Annotated in this window: 22 protein-coding genes and 1 pseudogene; 13 read left to right on the top strand and 10 right to left on the bottom strand. The window is 69.7% G+C overall.

Going from position 1 to position 20,911, the window contains the following annotated elements; translation table 11 throughout:
* The first annotated feature begins 219 nt into the window (after nucleotides 1-219).
* Nucleotides 220-1,728: a flavin-containing monooxygenase gene (locus tag M8859_RS05795; RefSeq protein ID WP_159930327.1), complete on the top strand. Its 1,509-nt coding sequence runs from the start codon at nucleotides 220-222 to the stop codon at nucleotides 1,726-1,728.
* Nucleotides 1,729-1,811: 83 nt separating this feature from the next.
* Here M8859_RS05795 and M8859_RS05790 read toward each other — a convergent pair whose 3' ends face one another.
* Nucleotides 1,812-2,462 (bottom strand): TetR/AcrR family transcriptional regulator, encoded by a 651-nt coding sequence (locus tag M8859_RS05790; RefSeq protein WP_159930328.1) that lies wholly within the window; start codon nucleotides 2,460-2,462, stop codon nucleotides 1,812-1,814.
* A 56-nt stretch (nucleotides 2,463-2,518) separates the two neighbouring features.
* On the opposite strand from M8859_RS05790, the gene M8859_RS05785 reads away from it, so the two are divergent.
* The 7 genes from M8859_RS05785 to M8859_RS05760 all read left to right on the top strand — a co-directional run bounded on the left by M8859_RS05785 (nucleotide 2,519) and on the right by M8859_RS05760 (nucleotide 10,900).
* Nucleotides 2,519-5,731 carry a carboxyl transferase domain-containing protein gene (locus M8859_RS05785; RefSeq protein ID WP_249644011.1) on the top strand — a complete coding sequence of 1,071 codons (3,213 nt, stop codon included), beginning with the start codon at nucleotides 2,519-2,521 and terminating at the stop codon, nucleotides 5,729-5,731.
* Nucleotides 5,732-5,991: 260 nt separating this feature from the next.
* On the top strand, nucleotides 5,992-6,126 hold the full coding sequence (locus M8859_RS36780) for a hypothetical protein (RefSeq protein ID WP_255466327.1): 135 nt from the start codon (nucleotides 5,992-5,994) through the stop codon (nucleotides 6,124-6,126).
* Nucleotides 6,127-6,194: 68 nt separating this feature from the next.
* Nucleotides 6,195-6,839, top strand: coding sequence for a pentapeptide repeat-containing protein (locus M8859_RS05780; protein WP_159930329.1), 645 nt, complete (start codon nucleotides 6,195-6,197; stop codon nucleotides 6,837-6,839).
* Between the two features lie 177 nt (nucleotides 6,840-7,016).
* The gene (locus tag M8859_RS05775; RefSeq protein ID WP_249643957.1) at nucleotides 7,017-8,057 is read left to right on the top strand and encodes an AraC family transcriptional regulator; all 1,041 of its coding nucleotides are present in this window, start codon (nucleotides 7,017-7,019) and stop codon (nucleotides 8,055-8,057) included.
* A gap of 291 nt (nucleotides 8,058-8,348) precedes the next feature.
* Nucleotides 8,349-9,374, top strand: a complete 1,026-nt coding sequence (locus tag M8859_RS05770; RefSeq protein ID WP_159930331.1) for a PP2C family protein-serine/threonine phosphatase — start codon at nucleotides 8,349-8,351, stop codon at nucleotides 9,372-9,374.
* 35 nt (nucleotides 9,375-9,409) lie between these two features.
* On the top strand, nucleotides 9,410-10,270 hold the full coding sequence (locus tag M8859_RS05765) for an SDR family oxidoreductase (protein ID WP_159930332.1): 861 nt from the start codon (nucleotides 9,410-9,412) through the stop codon (nucleotides 10,268-10,270).
* 84 nt (nucleotides 10,271-10,354) lie between these two features.
* Complete coding sequence (locus tag M8859_RS05760) at nucleotides 10,355-10,900, top strand: AAA family ATPase (protein ID WP_236565758.1); 546 nt, start codon at nucleotides 10,355-10,357, stop codon at nucleotides 10,898-10,900.
* Nucleotides 10,901-10,907: 7 nt separating this feature from the next.
* Here the strand turns inward: M8859_RS05760 and M8859_RS05755 are convergent, their stop codons facing one another.
* The 5 genes from M8859_RS05755 to M8859_RS05735 all read right to left on the bottom strand — a co-directional run bounded on the left by M8859_RS05755 (nucleotide 10,908) and on the right by M8859_RS05735 (nucleotide 14,823).
* Complete coding sequence (locus M8859_RS05755) at nucleotides 10,908-12,413, bottom strand: FAD-dependent oxidoreductase (RefSeq protein WP_159930334.1); 1,506 nt, start codon at nucleotides 12,411-12,413, stop codon at nucleotides 10,908-10,910.
* Nucleotides 12,414-12,462: 49 nt separating this feature from the next.
* Nucleotides 12,463-13,398, bottom strand: a complete 936-nt coding sequence (locus tag M8859_RS05750) for a glycosyltransferase family 9 protein (RefSeq protein WP_195071143.1) — start codon at nucleotides 13,396-13,398, stop codon at nucleotides 12,463-12,465.
* 223 nt (nucleotides 13,399-13,621) lie between these two features.
* The gene (locus tag M8859_RS05745) at nucleotides 13,622-13,948 is read right to left on the bottom strand and encodes a hypothetical protein (protein ID WP_159930336.1); all 327 of its coding nucleotides are present in this window, start codon (nucleotides 13,946-13,948) and stop codon (nucleotides 13,622-13,624) included.
* Nucleotides 13,945-14,403, bottom strand: a complete 459-nt coding sequence (locus M8859_RS05740; RefSeq protein WP_195071142.1) for a hypothetical protein — start codon at nucleotides 14,401-14,403, stop codon at nucleotides 13,945-13,947. Before M8859_RS05740 ends, M8859_RS05745 begins: the two co-directional genes overlap by 4 nt.
* Nucleotides 14,404-14,481: 78 nt before the next feature.
* On the bottom strand, nucleotides 14,482-14,823 hold the full coding sequence (locus M8859_RS05735; protein WP_159930338.1) for an MFS transporter: 342 nt from the start codon (nucleotides 14,821-14,823) through the stop codon (nucleotides 14,482-14,484).
* Nucleotides 14,824-15,017: 194 nt separating this feature from the next.
* Here M8859_RS05735 and M8859_RS05730 point away from each other — a divergent pair, with 194 nt between their 5' ends.
* A complete protein-coding gene (locus M8859_RS05730) occupies nucleotides 15,018-15,434 on the top strand; it encodes a CBS domain-containing protein (RefSeq protein ID WP_195071141.1) in 417 nt (138 codons plus the stop codon).
* Between the two features lie 12 nt (nucleotides 15,435-15,446).
* Here the strand turns inward: M8859_RS05730 and M8859_RS05725 are convergent, their stop codons facing one another.
* Genes M8859_RS05725 through M8859_RS05715 form a run of 3 tightly spaced genes read right to left on the bottom strand, consistent with a single transcriptional unit; the run spans nucleotide 15,447 to nucleotide 17,005 of the window.
* The gene (locus M8859_RS05725) at nucleotides 15,447-16,166 is read right to left on the bottom strand and encodes a metallophosphoesterase family protein (protein WP_159930340.1); all 720 of its coding nucleotides are present in this window, start codon (nucleotides 16,164-16,166) and stop codon (nucleotides 15,447-15,449) included.
* A gap of 5 nt (nucleotides 16,167-16,171) precedes the next feature.
* Nucleotides 16,172-16,441 carry a BON domain-containing protein gene (locus M8859_RS05720; RefSeq protein ID WP_195071140.1) on the bottom strand — a complete coding sequence of 90 codons (270 nt, stop codon included), beginning with the start codon at nucleotides 16,439-16,441 and terminating at the stop codon, nucleotides 16,172-16,174.
* The gene (locus tag M8859_RS05715; RefSeq protein WP_195071139.1) at nucleotides 16,442-17,005 is read right to left on the bottom strand and encodes a nucleotidyltransferase family protein; all 564 of its coding nucleotides are present in this window, start codon (nucleotides 17,003-17,005) and stop codon (nucleotides 16,442-16,444) included.
* A 151-nt stretch (nucleotides 17,006-17,156) separates the two neighbouring features.
* Here M8859_RS05715 and M8859_RS05710 point away from each other — a divergent pair, with 151 nt between their 5' ends.
* Together M8859_RS05710 and M8859_RS05705 are read left to right on the top strand one after the other, a co-directional pair.
* Nucleotides 17,157-17,582, top strand: a complete 426-nt coding sequence (locus M8859_RS05710) for a ChaB family protein (RefSeq protein ID WP_159930341.1) — start codon at nucleotides 17,157-17,159, stop codon at nucleotides 17,580-17,582.
* The gene (locus M8859_RS05705; protein WP_159930342.1) at nucleotides 17,569-18,081 is read left to right on the top strand and encodes a DUF6328 family protein; all 513 of its coding nucleotides are present in this window, start codon (nucleotides 17,569-17,571) and stop codon (nucleotides 18,079-18,081) included. Before M8859_RS05710 ends, M8859_RS05705 begins: the two co-directional genes overlap by 14 nt.
* Nucleotide 18,082: 1 nt before the next feature.
* Here M8859_RS05705 and M8859_RS37535 read toward each other — a convergent pair.
* A pseudogene (locus M8859_RS37535) lies at nucleotides 18,083-19,293 on the bottom strand (glycosyltransferase).
* Nucleotides 19,294-19,683: 390 nt separating this feature from the next.
* Between M8859_RS37535 and M8859_RS05695 the strand changes: the two are divergent.
* Complete coding sequence (locus tag M8859_RS05695; protein ID WP_159930344.1) at nucleotides 19,684-20,097, top strand: STAS domain-containing protein; 414 nt, start codon at nucleotides 19,684-19,686, stop codon at nucleotides 20,095-20,097.
* A gap of 87 nt (nucleotides 20,098-20,184) precedes the next feature.
* Entirely contained in the window at nucleotides 20,185-20,868 is a 684-nt protein-coding gene (locus tag M8859_RS05690) for a PAS and ANTAR domain-containing protein (RefSeq protein ID WP_159930345.1), read from the top strand.
* Nucleotides 20,869-20,911 lie beyond the last annotated feature (43 nt).

The raw sequence follows: 20,911 nt of genomic DNA, 5'->3' as shown, positions 1-20,911 counted from the left end.
CAGTAGCGGGACGGATCGGGCGGTGCGCCTGGTGACGCGCCGCGGTGATCCATGCTGGGCGCTCGACCGGCTCAGGTCACGGTTTGCAACCAGCCCGGTTTTTATTCGAATGTCCGTGCGTGTCACTATCCGGTCTAGACGTAACCATGAATAACACGTAATCTGGCCTAAGCACGCGCCCCATGGTGTGCGAGGCAGACGGACGAAACGAGTACCTCAATGACGCGGCATGTCGACGTATTGATCATCGGCGCTGGGCTGTCCGGAATCGGCATGGCCTGCCATCTCACCAAGGAGCAGACCGGGCGCAGTTACGCGATCCTGGAACGCAGGACCGCCATCGGCGGCACCTGGGACCTGTTCCGCTACCCCGGCATTCGTTCCGATTCCGACATGTACACCTTCGGCTACGGCTTCCGTCCGTGGAACGGCACCAAGGTACTCGCCGACGGCCCGAACATCCGCCGCTACATCGAGGAGACCGCGGCCGAGTACGGCGTCACCGAGCACATCCGGTTCGGTCGCAAAGTCACCACCGCGCGCTGGTCCAGCGAGACGGCCACCTGGACGGTCGAGGCGCTCGACGAACAGACCGGTGAGACGGAGGTCTATACCAGCGACTTCTTGGTCGGCTGCACCGGTTATTACGACTACGACAACGGTTACCGTCCCCGGTTCCCCGGCGAGGAGAACTTCGGCGGGCAGATCGTGCACCCCCAGCACTGGCCCGAGGGCCTGGACTACACCGGCAAGCGGGTAGTGGTGATCGGCTCCGGCGCCACCGCGATCACTCTCATCCCGGCCATGAGCGACAAGGCTGCGCACGTCACCATGCTGCAGCGCTCTCCGACGTACATCACCGCGCTGCCCGCCGACGACCCGGTCGCGGTCGGCCTGAAGCTGGCGAAGGTGCCCGCCGAGATCGCCTACCGGATGGGACGCGCCCGCAATATCGCGTTGCAGCGCGCGAGCTTCCAGCTTTCCCGCACGAACCCGGAGACTGCCAAAAAGCTGCTGCTCGCCGCCGTGCGGATGCAGATCGGCCCGGGCCTGGATATGCGCCATTTCACCCCGAGCTACAACCCGTGGGACCAGCGGCTGTGCGTGGTTCCCAACGGTGACCTGTTCAAGGTGCTGCGCAGCGGCAAGGCTTCCATCGTCACCGACCGCATCGAGACGTTCACCGAGACCGGCATCCGTGTGGCCTCCGGCGAGGAACTGCCCGCCGACGTGGTCATCAGCGCCACCGGCCTGAGTGTGCAGATGCTGGGCGGCATGAGCCTGGAAATCGACGGCGAGCCGGTGGTCACGCGCGACCGGGTGGTCTACAAGGGCGCCCTGCTCGACGGCGTGCCGAACGCGATGATGGTGCTCGGCTACACCAACGCGTCCTGGACCTTGAAGGCGGACCTGGCGGCCGAGTACTTCTGCCGCGTGCTCAACCACATGAAAAAGCACGGGTTCACCCGGGTCGAGGCCGTCGCCGCCGACGGCGACCGCGGCGCCGATTCGGTGATGGGCGGGGCGCTGACCTCCGGCTACATCCAGCGCGGCGACGCGGTGATGCCGCGGCAGGGCACCAACGGTCCGTGGCAGGTGATCAACAACTACTTCCGCGACCGCAAACTGCTGCGTAAGGGCGCGCTCGAGGACGGGGTGCTGTCGTTCAGCCGGGCGCAGAAGGCGCCGACCGCGGGACGTCCCTTGGAAGGCACGCGCAGCGCCTGAGCGCCTTCCGGCGTCACACCGTGGCGGGCACGGACGCGTTGTCCGCCGTGATGCCGACCAAGTCGCGCGATACGACCGAAGACCTAACCCCCCACGGATCCGGGAACGTTTCGAGCGTCTTCGTCCACTAGGCCCAAGAGCGTTTCCGCGATCTTGCCCATGGCGTCGCGATATTCGGCGCGACCGGGTTCATCCGCCGTTCGGCGGGCGAGGACGCCCGCGGTGAGTGTGTAGCCGACGGTTTCCGCGATCACCCGCGGTGTGACCACCGGGGTGATGCGCCCGGCGTCGAGTTGGCGCTGGAGATACCGGGTGAAACGGCGAATCGGGCGTTCGGTGATCTCCTCGGCCAGCGCGGCCACCTTCGGGTCCACCGCACCGCGCTCGTGGATCAGGCGCAGCAGCGGTCCCGCCGTGGCGACCGCGGTGGCGAAGGACTCGATGGTGGCGCGCAACATCATTCGCGGATCGTCGTCCTGGATGCCCGGCTCCTGCGCGGCGAGGAACTCGTCGCGCACCCGCTCGGCAAGCGCCAGGAAGATCCCCTCTTTCGAGGCGAAGTAGACGTACATCGTGGCGCGGGAGACGCCCGCCGCCGCGGTGATCGCGGCGACGGTGGTGTTGTCGTAGCCGCGCTCGGCGAACACCGTGGCCGCGGCGTCGAGAAGGTCGCGGTGGCGGGAGGTGTGCGAGCGCTCTCGGGCAGCGCGCACCGACCAGGTGGACTGGGTCACGCAGGCTATCGTGGCGCAGGTTGACGTTGACGTCAATGTCAACAACACTGAGCGGCATGCACGTCGTCGTGGTGAACAGGGGAGAAGTAGCGGTTCGTGTGCTGCGCACCGCCCGGGAGCGGGATTGGCGGACCTCGACGGTGCACACCGCCGAGGAACGGGACGCGCTGCACGTCCGCTTGGCCGACGACAGCGTGCCGTTGCCTGGCATCGGAGCCGCCGCCTACCTCGACGTGGCGGCGGTCGTCGCGGCGGCCAGGAAGGCGGGGCCGGGCGCGCTGGTGCACCCGGGCTACGGATTTCTCAGCGAAAGCGCGGCATTCGCCTCCGCGTGCGCCGCCGCCGACCTCGTGTTCGTCGGACCTTCTCCCGAGGCGCTCGAGATCTTCGGTGACAAGACCGCGGCCCGCGCGGCCGCCGAGCGCGCGGGGGTTCCGGTGATCCCGGCGACCCGGCGCTGCGCGGGCGTCGCCGAGGTCGGAGCTTTCCTTCTCGCGCATCCCGACGGGGTGATGGTGAAGGCCGCCGCGGGTGGCGGCGGACGCGGTATGCGGGCGGTGCGGGACGCGGCCTGCCTGCCGGAGGCGTTCGAGCGCTGCCGCGCGGAGGCGCTGGCTGGTTTCGGCGACGACGGGGTCTACGCCGAGGCGCTGATCAGCGACGCGCGCCATATCGAAGTACAGATCGTCGCGGACGGGCGAGATGCGGCCGCCGTCGGCGATCGCGATTGCAGCGTGCAGCGCAGGCAGCAGAAAGTGCTCGAGGTGGCGCCCGCGCCTGCTCTCCCCGCGGCACTGCGGCAGCGGTTGCATCGTTGGGCGGTGCGGGTCGCCGAAACCGTCGGCTGTCGCGGTGTCCTCACCGTCGAGTTCCTGGTGCGCGGTGACGACGCGTTCTTCCTCGAGGTCAATCCGCGATTGCAAGTCGAGCACACCGTCACCGAAGCGGTCATGGGAATCGATCTGGTCGCGGTGCAATGCGATCTCGCCCGCGGCGCAATGCTGGCCGATCTCGCGCTACCCGACGCCACTGCCGCGCGCGGCTACGCGGTGCAGGCCCGCCTGAACGCCGAAACCGTCACCCCGGGTGGCGACGTACTCCCCAGCACGGGCACGCTGACCATGTTCGCGCCGCCGACCGGGGGCGGTCTGCGGGTCGACACCGCCGCGTTCACCGGGATGCGGCAGGACGCGCGTTTCGACTCCCTCCTGGCGAAGATCATCGCCTGCGCTCCGTCCTATCCGGCCGCGCTGCGCCGGTGCGCGGACGCGCTGGCCGAGACCGTCGTGACCGGCGTGGACACCAATGCCGGCGTGCTGCGCGCGATCCTGGCGGCGATGTCGGACGGCCGCGTCGTGCCGACCACGTGGTTCGAGCGGCATGTCGGCGAGTTGGTGGAGCGCGCGAGTGATTTCGCCGGGATCGCGCAACCTCCGTTCATCGAACAGAAGGCCGCCGCGTCCGATATAGCCGGGACAGCTGGGATGGCCGGGATGACGCTGACCGGCGATGAGGAAGCGGTGCTGTCGCCGATGGGCGGCACGGTGGTCGCTCTCGCCGCGCCCGGCGCCGTCGTCGCGGCCGGTGGCGAGGTCGCGGTGCTGGAAGCCATGAAGATGCAGTACGTGGTCCGCGCCGAGCGGGATTTGCGGGTGCGCCGCCACGTCGCCGCGCCTGGTGCGGTCATCGACCCGCGTGCGCCGCTGCTGACCTTCGTCGCCGCCGAACACGACGGCGCGGTCGTGGATCACGGCGCGGTCGACCTGGACTCGGTGCGCGCCGATCTCGCCGAGGTCCGCGCTCGCCACCGCGCCGGCCGCGACGAAGCCAGGCCGGACGCGGTCGCCAAACGCCATCGGCTCGGACGGCGCACCGCGCGGGAGAACATCAACGACCTGGTCGATGCGGACAGCTTCGTGGAGTACGGCGCGCTCGCGGTCGCCGCACAGCGCTTGCGCCGCAGTCCGGAGGACCTGATCGCCAACACCCCGGCCGACGGCCTGGTCGCGGGCGTCGCCACCATCGACGCCGAGCGATTCGGTCCCGATCGGTCCCGCGTGGTCGTGCTGTCCTACGACTACACGGTGCTGGCGGGCACGCAGGGGATGCGCAATCACGCCAAGACCGATCGCATGCTCGAACTCGCTCGCGAGCAACGACTTCCGGTCGTCTTCTTCACCGAGGGCGGCGGCGGCAGACCGGGCGACACCGACTATCCCGGCATCTCCGGCTTGGACGTCACCACCTTCCGCGCGATGGGTGCGCTCTCTGGCCGGGTTCCGCTGATCGGGATCGTGTCCGGACGCTGCTTTGCGGGCAACGCGGCACTGCTGGGCATGTGCGACGTCGTGATCGCCACCCCCGACGCGAATATCGGCATGGGTGGTCCCGCCATGATCGAGGGCGGCGGGCTGGGCGTGTACGCCCCGGAGGACATCGGCCCGATCGAGGTGCAGCGTCGCAACGGCGTCGTGCACGTCGTCGCCGCGGACGAGGCCGAGGCGGTCTCCATCGCCCGTCGCTACCTCGCCTACTTCCAAGGCGCGACCGAGGACTGGGCGGCGCCGGATCCGCGCCTGTCGCGGCACGTGGTTCCGGAGAATCGCCTGCGGGCCTTCGATATCCGTGCCGCCATCGACGCCGTCGCCGACGTCGGGTCGGTACTGGAGCTGCGGCGCGACTGGGCGGTCGGGATCGTCACCGCACTGATCCGGGTCGAAGGACGGCCGTTCGGCTTGATCGCCAACAACTGCCACCATCAAGGCGGGGCGATCGACGCTCCCGCCGCGGACAAGCTCAGCATGTTCCTGCGCCTGTGCGACGCGCACGGTCTCCCGATCGTCTCCTTCTGCGACACACCGGGCTTCATGGTGGGCCCCGCCGCGGAGAAGGACGGCACGGTGACGAAGTTCAGCCGCCTGTTCATCGACTCCGCCGCGCTCTCGGTGCCGCTCGGCACCGTCATCGTGCGCAAGGGCTACGGTCTCGGCGCACAGGCCATGGCGGCGGGCTCATTCCGCGCCCCCCGGTTCGTCGTCGCCTGGCCGACCGGGGAGATCGGTGGCATGGGCCTGGAAGGCGCGGTCCGCCTCGGATTCGCCAAAGAACTGGTCGCCATCGAGGATCCGGCCGAGCGACAGCAAGCGTTCGACAACCTGGTACAGCTCGCCTACGACAACGGCAAGGCCCTCACCGCCGCCACCGTGCTGGAAGTCGACGACGTCATCGATCCCGCCGACACCCGCCGCTGGATCGCCACCTTGCGCTGACCGCACCCCGCGGTCGGCGGCGGGCCGGTCGGTACGGTTGAGAAACGCGCGCCCCATCGTGCGCCGTGCCAGGACGGCCCGTCCTCACCACGGGATCGCGGACCGGCGAGCCGGGCAACGCCCGCGACACGTCCACGGCAGAGACCTGCCGGAACCATGACGATGTCGCTCGGCCCCGTGGCCGGGCTGAAGCTGGTGGACGCACTCGCGGACCGTCTCGCCGACGACCATCGGCTGCATGCCGTGCGTGGCCATTTGAGATGACCGGAGACGGCGTGGGCGCCCGCGCGGCGTATTCGACCGCGGCGGAGCGCACGACGAGCATTCCGCAGAAGCGCTACCTGCTGTCACGGGCCACCCGGCTGGCCGGCGCCGACCGATCACGCGATCGGTGAGGCGGACTTGTCATGGCGAACCGGAATACTCGGCGCCGACCGATCTTCGTGACGAATTGGAGGAGTGCATGGCGCGCGAACTCGATGACCTGCCCTACGCGCGGTACCTCACCGCCTTGGACGGCGATCTCGAGGCCGAAGGCGACTACGACTGCGTTCGGGTGGACGGCGGTGAACTCGACGACCTCGACGTGCGGCACGCGCGATTCAGCGAGTCGGTGTTCACGACGGTCACCTTCACCCGGGGGAGTCTGCGCTACAGCCGGTTCGCCGATGTCTGGCTGCGTCATGTCCGCTGGGTGGGTACCGAACTGGCGGACACCGGATGGCTCGACGGCGAAATGGTGTCGGGCGCGATGTCCGGCGTCGACTTCGCGGGCGCGACTCTGCGGCGGGTGCGGTTCGAAAGCTGCAAGTTCGACTCGGTCAACTTCCGCGGCGCCCGGTTGCGCGAGGTGTCCTTCGTCGACTGCGTGCTGCGCGATTGCGATTTCGCCGAGGCCGCGTTGACCGACGTGACGGTGCCCGGCTCGGCGCTGGTCCGGTTGTCGCTGCGCAGGGCACGGCTGGCGAAGGTCGACCTGCGCGGCGCGACGGCGCTCGACATCACCGACGGGCTCGACAGCATGCGTGGCGCGACTGTCACCGGTCTGCAACTGATGGACCTCGCGCCCGCCTTCGCGCGTTCGGTCGGCATCACCGTGCGGGATTGACAGCCTCCGGACCCGTGGGATCATCCGGATGCCGCCACATAGCCGGGCGAGTGCCGAAAGGCGCTGTGCGGCAGCGAATACCGGAACGCCATTTCGCCGAACCGCCGATGCGCGCGACACCCGATTGATACATTGCGCCGATACCGCGCAGTACCGCTTTCATCGAGGACGCGAGCCATGGTCGACCGGGATTCCCTTCGCAGTGCCGCCGGCGTGCGCGCTCTCGTGCGCATCGCAGGCGAGCGAGGCATGGCGCCGGCCGAGTGCCTGGCCGGTACGGCGCTGGCGCCTGCCGAGCTGAGTGACCCGTGCGCCGAGCTCACCGCGCACGACGAACTGCGGATCGTGCACACGGTGCTCGGCCGCTTCGGTGACGAGCCCGGACTCGGCCTCGCGGCGGCGGTCTGTCACCACCTGCGCTCACGCGGGCCGTGGGGACTCGCGCTGCTGGGCAGCCGGACGCTGCGCGAGCTGATCGAGGTGGGGCTGCGCTGCGTCGGTCGCGCGGTGCCGTTCGGGCGGTTGACCGTCCAGGAAGCAGGCGGCGAAGCGCGGCTGGTGTACGAGGACGCGGACATTCCGGCCAGCATGCGGACATTCTTCGCGGAAGTGACCCTGGCGGGGCTGCCCGCCTTCGACCGTGAGCTGTTCTCCGTAGGCGTCCCGGTGCGGCGGGTCAGTTTCCGCCACGCTTGCCCACGCGACATCAAGCGGTATCGCGACATCTTCGGCGTCGTACCGGTTTTCGGGGCGCCGGTGAGCGCGGTGGTTTTCGATCGCGGTCTGCTGGACCGGCCGCTGCCACCGGCGAACGACGTCGCGCGGAACAACTGTGGCCGACTGTGCCGCGACCTGCTCGACCGGCACCGGACGCGCACCGGCGTCGCCGCGGCGGTGCGCGACCGCTTGGTGCGCACGCTGGGGGAGATCCCCGACCAGGCGACGGTGGCGCTCGGGCTGTACATGAGCTCGCGCACCCTGTCGCGGAGGTTGCACGAGGAGGGGACCTCCTTCCGGGCACTGCTGGACGAAGTGCGTCAGACCATGTCGGAGGCGCTGCTCACGCATACCGATATGACCACCGAACAGGTCGCCGCCCGGCTCGGTTACGCGGAGGCGGCCTCGTTCATCCGTGCCTTCCGCCGCTGGCAGGGCTGCCCGCCGCAAACGTTCCGCTCGCGCGGCAGGCGGCTGTGTCACGCACCCGAATCGGTCTGAGCGGCGCGGAGCACCGTCCAGCGAGCGGTCCGGCGCAGCACGCCGTCTCGCGATGAGGCGGCAGACCGTCGGCAATCGTGCTGCCCTGCAGCGGGCAGGGGCGATCCAGCACTGGGATCGGATGCCCGCCACGCTCCCGTACTATCGCCTTCGGAGTCGGCCTGCCGGGGAGATGAAGGAGGAGGGTGTGGAAGTTCGCACCAGCAACGAGCCGCTGTGGTTACGGTCGGGCCAACGACTTCCGGAGCATGCCGCGGGCGCCACGGCACGGTCGGGCGGGGGAACGGTCCGATGAGCGATGAGGGTGCCGATCTACGCTGCGCCGGATGCTCGGCTGTCGGGCTCGACAGCCGACGGTGCGCGTCCTGCGGTCTCGAACTCGGTTATCGCTACGTCGCCCTGCCCGGGCACGACCCGACGCCGTGCGCCGAGTGCGGGGCCGACCGATTCGACACCGACGGGCGCTGCGCGCAGTGCGGCCGTTCGCGGGCCGTGCCGGATCGCTTCGACACCGATCTCGGCGCGGTCGCGGTGCTCACCGATCGGGGCATCGTCCATGCGCGCAATGAGGACGCCGTCGCCGCCGGGGTGCTCCAAGGCGTGGCGCCCGAGGCGCCGTCGGCCGTCGTGATCGCGGTCAGCGACGGGGTGTCGACTTCGTCGCGGCCGCAGGTGGCTTCCGGTGCGGCGGTCCGGGCCGGTGTCGGCGCCACCGCCGCCGCGCTCGCCACGGGATCACCCGCCGCCGAGGCGATCATGGCCGGACTCGCCGCCGCGGCGCAGGCGGTCCGCGAAGTCGACGTTCCCGACGGTCCGGCGCCCTCGTGCACCTACGTGTCCGCGATCGTCGCGCACAACGGTGCTGGAACCGAGATCACCGTGGCCAACGTCGGGGACAGCAGGGCCTATTGGTTGCCCGCCGGTCCGGGCGGCGAACCCGCTCAACGGCTGAGTGTCGACGACTCGTGGGCTCAGGCGCTGGTCGACGCGGGCGCGATGGACGAGCGTGCGGCGATGGCCGACCCACGAGCACACACGCTGATCCGCTGGCTCGGCGCCGACAGCCCGCCGACACCATGGGCGGACAACTGCGTGCGGACGATGCGCACCTCGGGGCCCGGCATGCTGCTGCTGTGCTCCGACGGACTGTGGAACTACTCGCCTTCCCCGTCCGCGCTCGCCGAGCAGGTCGCTGGGGCGAGTCCCGCCCAGGCGGCGCGCATGCTCGCGGAGTTCGCGTTGCGCTGCGGCGGCGGCGACAACATCACCGTCGCGCTGGCGCCCATCCCCTGGGAGAGCGGTTCACCGGTTCCATAGACAGCGATGTTCATGGTTGCGTATGGTCGTCGACTATGACGAAGTTCGCCGGGAAAACCTGTCTGATCACCGGCGCGGCCAGTGGTCTCGGTCGCAGTACGGCACTCGCGGCGGCGGCCAAGGGCGCCGCGCTCGTGCTCACCGATATCGCGGCGGAGGGTTTGGCGCGCACCGCCGCCGACGCGCGCGACGCGGGCGCGACCGTCCACTTGGCCGAGGCCGCCGACGTCAGTGACTACGACCAGGTCGTCGCACTGGCGGCGGCGGCCCACGACGCGGTCGGCAGCGTCGACATCGTCATGAACGTCGCGGGCATCGCCACCTGGGGCACCGTCGACCGGCTGACGCACAGCCAGTGGCGGCGCACCATCGACATCGACCTCATGGGCCCGATCCACGTGATCGAAGCGTTCGTCCCGCCGATGATCGCGGCCGGACGCGGCGGCCATGTGGTGAACGTGTCCTCGGCGGCGGGCCTGTTCGGGTTGCCATGGCACGCGCCCTACAGCGCGAGCAAGTTCGGCCTGCGCGGGGTTTCGGAGGTGCTGCGTTTCGACTTGGCGCGCCACCGCATCGGCGTGAGCCTGGTGTGTCCCGGTGCGATGGCCACGCCCATGGTCGACAGCGTCGATATCGCGGGCGTCGACCGTACGGCCGAAGCGGTGCAGCGTGGCGTCGCGCTGTTCATGCGGCACGCGGTCACACCGGAGGCGGCGGCCCGATCCATCGTGCGCGGCGTCGAGCGCAACCGCTACCTGGTCTTCACCTCGCCCGACATTCGCGTGGGCTTCTGGGCGCAGAGGTACTTCCCGCCCGCCTACAACCTCGCCATGCGCGGGTTGAACTGGGCCATGAATCGCTATGTCGAGCAGCAGGCAGGCGCACCCGCGAACTGAGCGCACCGGGACCATCGAGCGGACCGAGCCGAGCGGCGGGAAACTTAGTCGACGGCGTCACCGCGGCTCGCCATGATCGTCTCCATGACATCGGCTGTCTACCTGATCACCGGTATCCAGGCCGCGGGCAAATCCACCGTCGCTCAGGCGCTTGCCGAACGGTTCCCGCGCTCGGCCCACGTGCGTGGGGACGTGTTCCGTCGATCAGTCGTGCGCGGTCGCGTGGAGATGAGCGCCGACCCGTCGCCGGAGGCGCTCGCTCAGCTGCGATTGCGGTACAGCCTGGCCGCCGCGACCGCCGACGCCTATGCGGGCTCCGGCTTCACGGCGGTCGTGCAAGATGTCGTACTCGGCGAATTCCTGCCCTGGATGGCGGGTCTGATCAGCACCCGGCCCCGCTATGTCGTCGTGCTGGCGCCGCGCCCCGAGGCGGTCGCCGCACGCGAGGCCGGGCGCGGCAAAGACGCCTACGACGAATTCACCGTCGCCGGTCTGGACAAACTGCTGCGCGAGACTACCCCGCGGATCGGGCTCTGGCTGGACACCTCGGATCTGACGGTCGAGCAGACGGTCGATCGGATACTCGACGAGGCCGGACCACTGGAGGACTGGTCGCCGGTCCGCGGGTGACGGACGCTCAAGGAATGTTGCGCGGCACCTGCAGGGGAGTGAGCGAACTGGTGGCCGGACCCTCGAGCAGCGTGCCGTCGGCGGCGAAGCGCGAACCGTGCAGCGGGCAGTCCCAAGTACGTTCGGCGTCGTTCCAGTTGACGATGCCGTACAGGTGCGGGCAGATCGCGGAGACCCGGTTGGTGACGCCGTCCACCGTGCACACGGCGGTCGGATGCAGGCCCTCGCGCAGCACCGTGCCACAGCCTTCGGCCGGCGCCGCGCCGTCGTGACGGGTCGCGACCCGCAACCAGCCCGCGGAAAGTCGGCCGACCACAGCCCCGTTGGTCTTCGTGGCCGCGGGCAACGCCTTGAGTTCGTCCGGACGCCAGCTCGCGAGCGCGCCCGCCCACCGAGGTTGCGCTCCGGTGAGACGCCCGGCCAGCGCGATGGCCGCGGCCACACCATTGGTCAGACCCCATTTGGCGTAACCGGTGGCCAGCTGGATGTCGTGCTGTCCCGGCAGCACCGGGCCCACGTAAGGGAGTTCACCGACGGGGGAGTAGTCCTGGGCGGACCACCGGTGCGTCAACTCGGCGCTGGGGAACCAAGTCCGCGTCCAGCTCACGAGGTCATCGACTTTCTCGCGGGTCGACCCGCCGCGCCCGACGACGTGGCCGTTGCCACCGACCAGCAAGAGTTCACCGTCCGTTCCCTGCGCGCGACGCAGGGAACGGGTGGGGCTGCCCGCGCTGATGTACATATCGCGCGGGATCGGTTCGTCCAGTGCGAACGCCGCCAGATAGGAACGTTGCGCGGTGAGGCGAGCGAAGAACCCGCCCCGATCGAGGATCGGCGTCCCGGTGGCCAGCACCACCCGGCGCGCACCCAGATCGCCGTGCTCGGTATCGATGACCAGATCACCGCGCGCGCCGTGATGCACGCCGCGGACCAGAGTGGATTCGTAGATCGGTGCGCCGTGTGACTCCACGTCGGCGGCGAGCGCGGCCAACAGCGCCATGGGATCGAGTTGCGCCTGATCGGCCAAGCGGACCGCGCCGTGCGCCGGGAACGGGACATCCGGTTCGCCGAGCAGTTCGGTGGGCAGGCCCGCCTTCTGTGTCGCGGCGTATTCGGCGCGCACCGCCGACATTTCGTCCTCGCTCTGCGCGTAGGTCAGCGCGGCGACCCGATCGACCGCAACGCCGTGTGCGGCGCAGAAACGCAACAGCCATTCCTGCCCTTCGCGGTTGGCCTCCACGTAGTCGCGCAGGACGTCGTCGGAGTGGTGGCGGGCGATCTGCTGAGAGCGAGTCCCTTGCAGCAGGCTGACCTTCCCGGTGGTGGCGCCGGTCGTCCCGGCGCCGACGCGCCTGCCTTCGACCACGGCCACCTCGACGCCGTTCTCGACAAGCAGCAGTGCGGTCACCAGTCCGGTGAGCCCACCGCCGATCACCACCGTGTCGAAGCGCGATCCCGGCGTCAACCGCAACCGCGCCGGAACTTGCGCGCCGTGCAACCATAGGGACGTCATAAGCCCGGCATAGCCGGTCTCGGCGGGGTGAAACGCCCGCGCCGCTTCCTCATATCGACGCGTGCTCACTGAGCTGCCGGTCCGCGGCGGCGAGCACCTCGGCGGCGCTGATCATGCTCAACCCCGCCGCGGGCGTATCGGACAGCGGATCGCCGACAAGTCCGGCCCACAGCGCGGTATGTGCCACTCGTTCCGGCGGCGGCCCCCAGATCGTGGGCGAATCGGGGCCGAAGATCAGCACCGACGGGGTGCCGAACGCCGTGGCCAGATGCCCGACGCCGGTGTCGCCGCTGAGCACCAGCGACGCGTCGGCCACCGCAACAGCCAGTTGCCGCAGCGTGAGTTGCCCTGCGAGCACGCTGGTTTCGGGCAATCCGGCCTGTTCGGCGACGGCGCGCGCGAGCGGACGATCCGCGGCGCTGCCGACGACGTGCACCGAGCATCCCCAGTCGCGCAGGCCGGCTGCCACCGCCGCGAACCGCTCGGCAGGCCAGCGCCGGGCAGGTGCACCACCTGGATAGACGACGATGGATCGGCGCTCGCCGGTGCTCTCCGGCGGCGGTGTGATGTCCAGGCGCGCCGGGTCGGCCGCGATACCGCACCACTCCAGCAGCCGACACCATCGCACGGTCTCGTGCAGGCCTGGTTCCCACAGCGGCCCCGGCACTAGTGGAAAACCCTTGTGGCGGTGCGTGATCGTCCGCTCCGGATCCGTCGCGAGCAGCGCGCGTATACTGTCGGCCCCGGCGTCGTGCAGATTGACAGCGAAGGTCGGCGGCGGCGCATTCCAGCGCAGTCCGCCCGCCATAGGGGTCGCATGCAGTTCATCGACGCAATCGGCCAGGTCCACGACCGGGCGTAGCCATCCCGGAGCTGCGAGGACGAGCCGGTGTCGCGGACGGGCATCGTGTAAGGCGCGCAGGGCGGGAACCGCGGTCAGCAGCTCCCGCAACCCGTGCGCGCGCAGCGCGAGCAGGACGGTCACGGAAAGCCTCCACTTCCGGCGCGAACGGCACGGACCCGCCGACCGGGTCGACGTCGTTGGCGACCCGGGGCGGGGTGTGCCGCAAAGCTTCGAGGAAACACGTCTCGAAGCCCGTCGGGCCGCGTGCGGTCCTCGACGCCGTTGTCGAGGGCTACGCACGGGTCCGGCGACTCCCGCCCGGTTCGGCGCCTGGATCACCCCGGCGGGAGTGGTATGGGCAGCGTTATTTCGGTACGAAGATGCCGGTGAGATCGGCCTTCCGGATCGGAGTGTCCGGATTGGCCTGTGCCGCGCACATCAGCTTGATCGCCGCGATCGCGGCGTCCACGGTGGTGGCGTCGGGCGTTCCCTCGCCTTCGCGTTCCTGCTCGAGGAACTTCTCCGTGGTGACGCGTTGCTTGTCGGCATCCTGGGCGACGTATTCGTTGCACGGGGTGTCGCCGCCCTTGTTCACGATCTTCTCCGGCTCGTCGCCGCACCCTGCCGCGCACACCGCCAGCGCGGCCGCGACGGCGATGCTCAGGCGGCCGGACCGGCGCACGGCGCTCATCGGCCGACTCCCGCCAGAGCCGAGGCGAGATCGGGCACGTCGAGCGCTCGCACGGCTTGTTCACGCACATCGGGGCAGTTCTGCGTGGTGATGGCGTCGATCGTGGCGCGGTCGGTAAAGACCACGTCGTTGAGGCCGCCGTTGCGGGCCGCCCAGTTGTGCACGGTGCCGTTGAATGTCACCTTGGCTACCGTGGCGCCCTGCCCCTGCCAGGTGTCGATGTCGGCGCGCATCATGTCGCACAACTGCCCCGCCGCCTCCGCGGTGATCTGGTCGGGATTCGGCACTTGCGCGCTGGTCGGGCCGGGCATGGTGATCGACACGGTCGCGGGCTCGGGCGTGTCCGCGGCCGGATCGCCGTCGTCACCCGAACACGCCGTGAGCACCGATCCCGCCGCCAGCGCGCCCACGAGCAGGACGACGCGGCCCAGGAGCCGGTTGGGCTGGTCTGTCATTGTTTCTCCTGTGTGTCGAGCCGCGTTCCACGGGCGGCTGCCTCGCGTGGGCTTCGGACGGATCCGGTCACGGCGCGATCAATGACCGGCGGCGTCCCGCAGCCGCTTGCCTTCTCGCGCTTTGACCCGGCGGTGCTCGGCGACGATCACGAGGATGCCCGCGATGATGCAGACGCCGCTGACGACCCCCGCGATCACCGCCCAGCCCTCGAATCCGTATCCGGCGGCGGTGAGCGTGAGCGCGATGGTCACGATCCCGATCCCGACGAGGATCATGCCCGGCCAGTTGCGGGTGTCCTCGATGGATTCTCCGGCGTGCGTACGGTTGGTGCGGGTGTCGTCGGGAAACGTGTGGCTCCGGGGTGGGTGCTGCTCTCCGGGGCCGGATCCTGCGGTCGGCTCGTTCGGTGCTGGCAGCATCGGAGCTCCTTTCTGCTGAGCGACAACGATTTTCGGTGCGCGGGCGGCCCCGGGCCCGGACGTTCGCGTCGGGCCGGCCGAGGCGGCCATACCGGTCGAATGCCCGCGTTAGCCCATCCGAAACGGGGGTACGACGTCAGCGAGTCGCCCGATTCTGGGCGCTCGTACTCGAAAGAAGTCCCAGGAGGACCCCGATGACAACAGCACGGGACATCATGACCCCGAACGTGGAATGCGTCCGGTCCAGCGACACGGTGGTAGCGGCCGCGCAGCGCATGGCGGAGTTGAATGTCGGCGCCTTGCCCATCTGCGGCGAAGACGACAAGCTGAAGGGAATGCTCACCGACCGCGACATCGTCGTCAAGGTGATCGCCCAGCGCAAGGACCCGCTCGGGGTCGACGCGGGCGAACTCGGTGGGGAGCTGGTCACCGTGGACGCCGACGACGACGTGCGCAAGGTCATGTCGGTGATGTCGCAGCATCAGGTACGCCGCGTGCCGGTGCTGGAGCAGGGCCGGCTGGTCGGCATCATCTCGCAGGCCGACGTGGCCACCACCGTCGACAACGAGCAGTCCGGGAGCACGGTGGAGGCGATCTCCACCGACTTCTGAGCCCGATATGTCTCAGACCGCGGCCGGGTGCAGGTCGTAGACCGCGTACGCCGCTCGGATCACCGGCTGGGCGACATTGCGCACCCGGATGCCGCCCGGCGTCGTGCCGCGCTCGGCGCCTGCGTGCGCGTGACCGTGCAGCGCCAGATCGGCGCCGTGTTCATCGATCGCCTCGCCGAGCAGGTAGGAACCGAGGAACGGATAGATCTCCCTCGGCTCGCCGTGCAGCGTGTCGCTGATGGGGGAATAGTGCGTGAGCGCCACGGTGAAGTCGGTGTCCAACGCGGCGAGCGCGTCGCCGAGTGCGGCAGCCACGTCCACGGTGTGCGCGGCGAATTCGCGCATCAGGGGTTCGCCGAAGACGCTCGCGCATTTGCCCGCGAAGCCGCCGCCGAACCCCTTTGTGCCCGCCACCCCCAGCGTGCTGCCGTCTACGTTCAGCGTCACCGAAGTCCCTTCCAGGACCGTGATGCCACGGTCGGTCAGCACGGCGGTGATCTCGTGCTCGGCGTCGCCGTGATAGTCGTGATTGCCGAGGACGGCGACGACCGGCACGCCCAAGTCGGCGAACTCCGCCGCGACGACCCTCGCTTCGTCGATGGTGCCGTGGCGCGTCAGGTCGCCCGCCAGGAGCAGCACGTCGGCTCGCGCGGCGAGCCCGTCGAGGGCGGGCCGCCATTGCCCGCCCGAATCCACGCCCAGATGTACGTCGCCGACCGCGGCTATCCGCATGCCGCTCAACTCCTTTCGGATCCGTCCTGCTCCAGCGTCTCGGTGTCGACAGGCGCCGCGGGACGGGTGACATGGACGTCGTTGTGGATCCGCGCGTGCGGAAGCTGCTCTCGTACGACGGTTTCCATCTGCTGTTTGCGTTGTTCGCTGCTCACCTCGCCGCCGAGCACCACGACGTCGCCGCGAATGGTCACCTGCACACCGAGTTCCGCGGTGCGGGGGTCCTCGGCCAGCGCCCGGCGCAGTCGTGCGACCAGGTATTGCGGCTGCTCCATCTACTCCACCTTTCCGGTGCGGGTGATGCCGAGATCGTCCAGCAGGCCGATGAACGCCCGCGCGTAGGGCGAGGCCTTGGTCTGCTCGCGCACCGCTTCCCAGTCCACTTGTTCCCGCAGGTCACGCGCGATGTGCAAGATCGGGCTCAGGTCCAGGCGGTGCGCGTCGAACACCAGCATCTTGTCCACCATGAGGTCGGTGCCGCTGATCACCGGCGCTTTGGCCGGCCCGATCCGCATCACCGTGGCGCGGTCGAGCAGTTCGTCGGTCACATCACGGTCGTTCGGGCGGTGGATCACGTCGACGAGGATGTCATCGGCGTAGACCTTGCGCAGCCAGTTCTCCGGTGGGTCGCACACTCGCAGGCCCGCCCGCGCCAGCGTGTGGATCGCCCGCGCACTGTCCTCCGGTTTGACGAAGATGTCGACGTCGTGCTGGGAAGCCGGGCCGCCACGCGCGTAGACCGCACAGCCGCCTGCCACCGCGAACCGGATATCTGTCGCCGCCAAGGCGTTCACCGTGCGGGTGAGCGCATGCAGCAACTGGTCGGTGGTAACAGCCATGCAACGGTGGTACCCGGCAGACGCCGGGTTAATCGACGTTTCACCGGGTATGCGACCGGATATCCGAAGTGCCCGCACGCGTCGTCAGCACCGGGCTTTCGGCGATCGGCACCGGCACCGGCTCCGGCTCCGGCTCGGAAGGGAGCGGCACATGCCCAAGACCACAGCACGCGGCGACGTCGAGAAGTCCGAGTTGCCGAGCACTCTGCGGCGGTCGGAGGCCAAGGCGCAGCGCACCTTCGCCGCGGCGCACGATGCCGCGCTCGAGCAATACGACGGCGACGAGCAGCGCGCATACCGCGTCGCCTATGCCGCGCTGAAACACAGCTACGAGCGAGTCGGCGACCATTGGGAGCCCAAGCCGCACCGCGGTCCCTCGGACGAACGCGCGGAAAGTGGCGGTCCGGACGCGCGGGGTGAGACGGCCGAAGGCGTCGACGCCAACGCGTCGAAGGAGCATCTGCTGGAGATCGCCCGGCGGCTGAACATCCCGGGCCGCTCGCGCATGACCAAGGACGAACTCGTCGAGGCGATCATGAAACGCAATCGCCGGGAGGCAGCGCGTGCCCGGGAATGACGACGGTGACTGGGCACGCCGCGCGCGTGGCGAGACCGAACTCGAACGGCTCGATCGGAACTGGGCCAGCTTGATCCAGGAATTGCGCGTCGTGCAGACCGGTGTGCAATTCCTCTTCGGGGCCTTGTTGGTGCTGCCGTTCCAGGCGGCCTTCGCCACCCTGTCGACGGGCATGCGGGCGCTGTACATCGTCACCCTGGCCGCCGCCGTCGGCGCGACGGTCTTCCTGATCGCGCCGGTGTCGTGGCATCGCATCCTGTTCAGGCGGCACCGCCTGGGCAACGTAGTCGCCGCGGCGCACCGCTACGCGATGGCAGGCGTCGCATTGCTCGGCGTCGCGTTGATCGGCGCGGTGATCCTCGTCGTGGACTACGTGACGGGGACTGCCGCGGCGGTAGCCACGGGCGTCGCCACCGTCATGCTGTTCCTGTGGACGTGGCTGGTGGCCCCGTGGCGTTGGCGTACCGCGTCCGCGCAGGCCCGAGCCGACGACAGTTGATTCACCGGGCCCAGGAGACGACTTCGCCTGCCCGGGCCGGTGCGCCGCGGTGATAGGCGCTGAGCGTTTCGGCCGCGACCCGATCCCAGGAGTTGCGGCCCGCGGTTCGCTGATAGCCCGCGGCGCCCCAGGTATCGCGCAGCGTCGAGTCCGCGAGCAGCGGTTGCACCGCCCGTACGATCGCGTCGGGTTCGGGTGGGGCGACGAATCGGCCGGTGACGCCGTCGACCACCGTGTCGAGCAGGCCACCGACTGGCGTGGCGACCACCGGCTTCCCGCATGCCATCGCTTCCAGCGCCACTCTGCCGAACGGCTCGTACCACGGGGTGCACAGCACGGCGTCGGCGGAGCGATACAGTCGCGGCAACATCGGCCGCCCCACCGGCCCGGCCAGCCGAAGTCGTTCTCGCACACCATGATCGGAAGCGAGGCGGCGCAGGCGGCGACCTTCGGCGTCGTCTTCGTCGTCGGCGGCGGGGCCGCCGACGATCACCAGTTCGGTGTCCGGGAGGTCCGGCAGCGCCTTGATGACCGGGTCGAATCCGCTGCGCCGCGCCAACTCTCCGGACGCGAGCAATCGGTGCGTGGCGTGCCGATCGGCGGTCGGGCCTTCCGGGGTGAACGTGGTGAGGTCCACACCGCACGGCACGATCGAGATCCGGAACCGGGGCACTCCCATCCTGGCCAGCTCCGCGACCTCGTCGGAGCACGTCGCCACCACGTGCGCGCCCGCGTCGCGATGAGCCGCTCGAAACGGATGCGCGAACGGGGGCTCGGATCGGCGAGACCTTCGCAGCGCCGCTGGACGGTGCCGAGCCCGTGGAAGGTCAGTACCACCGGTATGCCGTGCGCGCGCGACGCCAACTCGGCGGCGAGCCCGGACTTCCAGTAGTGCGCGTGCGCGATGTCCGGTTGTTCGGCGGCCCAGTGCTTCCGCAGGAACGTGCCGAAGTCTCCCAGGTAAGGCAGTGTCCGATCGATCGGCAGCGGTGTGGGGGGTCCGGCCTCGACGTGCACCACCCGAAATCCGCCCGCGGCGACCAGCTCGGCGGGGGCACGCGCACTGGTGCGGCGGGTATAGACCGTCACCTCGTGCCCACGTCGCACGTACGCCGCCGAAAGTTCGGCTACGTACTGGCCGCGACCGCCCCCGTCGGCGGGACTCTTCTCGGCGAGGGGGCTGGCGTCTTCGGAAACCATGGCAATCTTCACCGGGTGCTCCGTTCTCGTCGTGGGCGTCATCCGGGACGCGCGAATGCGCGCGACTGCCCTACGACCGGCATCGCGTGACGTTCGGGGGATATGTTGGGGTATGCCCGGACGTGGCCCGATGAAACCCCACGTCAGCGGTCGCCTCGCCGGCCGGACGGTCGGTTCGTGCCGGTGAGGGGCGTTCTGGCGGGGTCACGTTCTCCTACCGAACGCTGTCGGGAACGGGGCGACCGTGCCACACTGTAGGAAGGTTGAGATCACAGCCGACCCCGGTTCGACGCTTTCGGCGCAGCCGGTCGATGGGACGGCACGGCAACCGATTCGCGTTCGCGCCGCCCTCGCCCCCAGCCGCCGCGGAGGACTGGATACCCCCTACTCGGGAGGTTCGACTTGTCTGCCATTTCTCTGCTACGGGAGCACGCCGAAGGTGTGCATCTCAATGGTTCGGGACCGGGACGTCGTCGGGACAACCGGTTGTGGGCGCAGCGGGTGGATCGCCGTCGCGAATGCGTCGTGGTCCGAGTCGAAGGCGAGTTGGACGCCGCCGTGTCGGCCGAGTTCTTCGAGACGGTCGACCGTGCGTTGCAGTCACCGTGCGACGCCGTGGTGATCGACCTGCGGGCGGCGAGGTTCATGAGTCTGCGCGCGGCCGCGCGGCTCGGCGCGCTGCGCGGAGACGGGCTGGGCCGTCCGGATCTACGCGTCGTCGCGGGCGGACCGGGAGTGGAGCGGGCACTCGAGGTGACCGGCGTGCGGTCGATGTTCCCGCGCTACACGTCCATGCGGGCGGCCCTGGACGCCTGAGCGGGCCGCCCGCGAGAGGTCCGTGCGGACCGGTGTGACCTGCCGGATCCGGTCACATCGGGCGCCTCGGCATCGGATACTTCAGCGGTGAGTGAGAGTAGGTCGGTTCAGCCCGAGGACGCCTTCGCGCTGGACGGGGTGATCGGTAGGGGAACGCCGCAGAATGTCGGCGGTTTCCGGTTCTGGTTCGCCGACCAGCGATGGGAATGGTCGGACGAGGTCGCGGCGATGCACGGTTACGCACCGGGAGCGGTGACGCCGACGACCGAGTTGCTGCTGACGCACAAACACCCTGACGATCGCGCCGCGGTGGCCAGCGCATTGGCGCGGTCGGTCGCGGACGCCGAGCCGTTCTCCAGCCGCCACCGCATCATCGACACCGCGGGCAGCGTGCACCATGTGATCCTGGTGGCCGATCGGATGGTCGACGAGGCGGGCCGGGCGGTCGGCACCTCCGGGTACTACATCGACGTCACCGACACCCTCGAGGAGCACCGGCAGGAGACGCTGGACGGCGCGCTCCCCGAGCTGTACGCCGCTCGCGCGGTCATCGAACAGGCCAAGGGCGCGCTCATGGTGATCTACGGGGTGGGGCCCGAGCAGGCGTTCCGGGTGCTGAGCTGGCGGTCGCAGGAAACCAATGTCAAATTGCGCAGGCTGGCCGCGCGCCTGGTCGCCGATCTGCCCGGCCTGGAGGGCGTCACGATAGGGCTGCGGACCGAATTCGACCATCTGTTGCTCACCGCACACGAGCGGCTCGACGCCGACTGATCCGCGTTTCGATCCGGCCTCGGCGGGTACGTCCTCCGACGAG

This window comes from Nocardia sputi (assembly GCF_023501985.1).
This window is presented reverse-complemented; position numbering and strand designations above follow the sequence as displayed.